The sequence below is a fragment of the Sphingobium sp. UBA5915 genome, from assembly GCF_002431195.1.
Taxonomy (GTDB): Bacteria; Pseudomonadota; Alphaproteobacteria; order Sphingomonadales; family Sphingomonadaceae; genus Sphingobium; species Sphingobium soli.
This window is the reverse complement of record NZ_DJDV01000124.1, coordinates 1-3,224: the sequence shown is the minus strand read 5'-3', so window position 1 is coordinate 3,224 and position 3,224 is coordinate 1. Positions and strand designations below refer to the sequence as shown.

At 59.0% G+C, this 3,224-nt stretch carries 3 protein-coding genes and 1 pseudogene; 2 read left to right on the top strand and 2 right to left on the bottom strand.

Translation table 11 applies throughout. The annotated features are described in order from the left end of the window. Positions 1-65: 65 nt before the first annotated feature. Positions 66-428: pseudogene (locus B2V90_RS22405) on the top strand (IS5 family transposase); the annotation flags it as partial. Next, positions 386-736, top strand: a complete 351-nt coding sequence (locus B2V90_RS22400; protein ID WP_161735056.1) for a transposase — start codon at positions 386-388, stop codon at positions 734-736. The pseudogene B2V90_RS22405 and the gene B2V90_RS22400, both read left to right, overlap by 43 nt. A gap of 36 nt (positions 737-772) precedes the next feature. On the opposite strand, the gene istB is transcribed toward B2V90_RS22400, so the two are convergent. Together istB and istA are read right to left on the bottom strand one after the other, a co-directional pair. Beyond that, positions 773-1,579, bottom strand: coding sequence for an IS21-like element helper ATPase IstB (gene istB, locus B2V90_RS22395; protein WP_037523679.1), 807 nt, complete (start codon positions 1,577-1,579; stop codon positions 773-775). Then, a complete protein-coding gene (gene istA, locus B2V90_RS22390) occupies positions 1,569-3,092 on the bottom strand; it encodes an IS21 family transposase (protein WP_086491680.1) in 1,524 nt (507 codons plus the stop codon). The genes istB and istA overlap by 11 nt, the downstream gene beginning before the upstream one ends. Positions 3,093-3,224 lie beyond the last annotated feature (132 nt).

Genomic DNA, 3,224 nt, shown 5'->3' with positions numbered 1-3,224 from the left:
TGCTAGGTTTCGTGGACAAAGGTTGACAGCAGGATCGGGCGTTGATTCAAGGCTGCCTTTTGGAGGTGGCGTTGGGCGAGCGTATTGGGCTGACGGAGGACGAGTGGGGGATCATCGGCACATTACTGCCATCTGAGCGTGGTCGTGGCTGTCGTCCAGCACAGGACAACCGGCTGTATTTCGAAGGCATGATGTGGATCGCCCGCACAGGTTCGCAATGGCGCCACTTGCCGGATGAATATGGCAAGTGGAACAGCGTTTTCCGCCGCTACCGGCGCTGGGTTACGACCGGGGTGTTCGAGGCGATGCTCGAGACACTGGGCGAAATGGTGGCTCGTGATGCCACTGCGGACATGATCGACAGCACCGTGGTCCGAGCACATCATTGTGCCGTCGGCATAAAAAAGGGACTCAGGAAACCGAGGCGCTTGGCCGATCGCGAGGCGGATTCAGCACAAAGCTCCACGCCCGCTGCGATGCCAAAGGCCGACCGCTCGGCTTTGTCCTGACGCCGGGCCAGAGCCACGATATCCAAGGCTTTGGCCCGCTGTTCCGTTTGATTGCTCATAAGATCGAGGCATTGTTGGCGGACAAGGGCTACGATGCAGATGCCATCCGCGAGGAATTGGCCAATGCTGACGTTGAGGCTGTCATTCCCGCCAAAAGCAATCGGCGCGATCCAATCCCACACGATCGCGAAAAATACCGTTGGCTGTTGATTTCCACTGAGAAGTGACCCGGGTTTTCCATCGAGAAGTGACCCGTCTGCGGATTATGTTTCGGGTGTCACGGGTGGGTCAACCCGTGGTTTTCTCCTTTGGGTTCTGGCCTGCTTGGCAGAGCTGTTTTTGAAGCGGAAGCTATCGTTGCCGGTCTCCAGGATGTGGCAGTGATGGGTAAGCCGATCGAGGAGCGCCGTGGTCATTTTGGCGTCGCCGAACACGGTGGCCCATTCGCTGAAGCTCAGGTTTGTGGTGATGATGACGCTGGTGCGCTCGTAGAGTTTGCTCAGCAGGTGGAAGAGCAGCGCGCCACCTGAAGCACTGAACGGCAGATATCCAAGCTCATCCAGGATAACGAGATCGGAGTGCAGGAGGCGATTGGCGATCTGACCGGCCTTGCCCTGTGCTTTTTCCTGCTCGAGCGCATTGACCAGTTCGACCGTCGAGAAGAAGCGGACGCGCTTTCGATGATGTTCGATGGCCTGGATGCCCAGCGCCGTTGCCACATGGCTCTTGCCGGTGCCAGGACCGCCGACCAGCACGATATTGTCGGCGATGTCGATGAAGTCGCAGCGATGCAACTGACGCACCAGAGCTTCATTGACCTCGCTACTGGTAAAGTCGAAGCCGGCCAGATCGCGATAGACAGGGAAGCGCGCGATCTTGAGCTGATAGGCCACAGACCGAACCTCCCGTTCTGCTGTCTCGGCTTTGAGCAACTGGGAGAGGATCGGGATGGCGGCTTCGAAGGCTGGAGATCCCTGTTCCATGAGATCGGTGACGGCCTGCGCCATGCCATGCATCTTGAGGCTGCGGAGCATGACGACGATGGCGCCGCTGGCAGGGTCATGACGCATGACGCTTCTCCTTGCGCAGATCATCATAGCGTTCGACATTGGCCACCGGCTCGCTGACCAGTTTGAGCGCCTGGGGCGCCGTCACCGGCGGCGTGGAGATCGGTTTTCCGTCGACCAGCCTATAGAGCAGATTGAGGATATGGGTCTTGGTCGGAACGCCAGCCTCCAGCGCCATGGTGACCGCCGTCAGCACCAGTTGCTCATCATGATGAAGAACCAGCGCCAGTATTTCGACCATTTCCCTGTCGCCGCCGGGATTGCGCAACAGATGTCGCTGCAGACGCTGGAACGCATCGGGTAGCTCAAGGAAGGGCGCACCGTTGCGCAGGGCGCCGGGCTTGCGCTGCACGACCGCCAGATAATGGCGCCAGTCATAAACCGTATGACCTGGACCGTCGTGAGAGCGGTTGATGATGCGCTGATGTGCGCAGATTGGCTGCCCCTCGGCGACGACCTGGAAGCGATCAGGATAGACGCGCAGGCTGACAGTGCGATTGGCGAAAGAGGCCGGTACGCTGTAGCGATTGCGCTCAAAGTGGATGAGGCACGTCGGCGATACCCGTTTGCGATATTCCACAAAACCATCGAAGGGCCTGCCCGCAACCATCAGACACTCAGATTCATCGGCCCAGGCATTGGCAACCGATCCGGGTTCGATCCCGTGAGGGATGTCCTCCCATAACGCCTTGCAGCGCTCCTCCAGCCACAGGTTCAGCGCATCAAGGCTTTCGACCTGCGGCGTGGGTTGCCACAGACGGTGCCGCGCATCCTGGACATTCTTCTCGACCTGCCCCTTTTCCCATCCCGCAGCCGGGTTACAGAACTCAGCTTCGAACAGATAGTGGCTGACCATCGTCAGGAAGCGTGCGTTGACGGTGCGTTCCTTGCCACGCCCGACCTTGTCGACGGCCGTGCGCATATTGTCATAGATACCCCGGCGCGGCACGCCGCCCAGCACGCGGAAGGCGTGATTATGGGCGTCGAACAGCATCTCATGGGTTTGCAGCAGGTAGGCGCGCACGATGAATGCCCGGCTGTAACTGAGCTTGAAATGCGCGACCTGCAGCTTGGTCCGAACCCCGGCGATGATTGCCCAGTCCTCACTCCAATCAAACTGGAAAGCTTCCCCCGGCGCGAACGACAGGGGCACGAATGTCCCACGCCCGCCAATCTGTTGCTGGCGCCGATAATCTTCGCGCCAGTCCCGAGCAAAAGCGGCAACCCGGTTGTAGGATCCTTCATAACCCAGGCTCACCAAATCGGCGTGAAACTGCTTGATCGTGCGCTTCTGCTTGCGCGATCGGCCCATATCGCGCCGCAGCCAGGCCGCCAGATGCTCAGCAAATGGGTCCAGTTTGCTTGGTCGATCAGGCACCTTGAACCGCGGATCGATCGTCTCGGACCGCAAATATTTGCGGATCGTGTTGCGTGATAGTCCGGTGCGCCGCGCTATCTCCCGGATCGGTAGATGATCGCGAAAATGCCAGCGCCGGATAACGCTCAATAACGCCATGTCCAACACTCCATATACCCTCGCTTGTCAAAGCCAGGGACGAGTTCAACATGGGTCAATTCTCAGCGGAAATTTACGCCCTACCCGGGTCACTTCTCAGTGGAAATCAACAGCTTGGCCATGTCAGTAGCA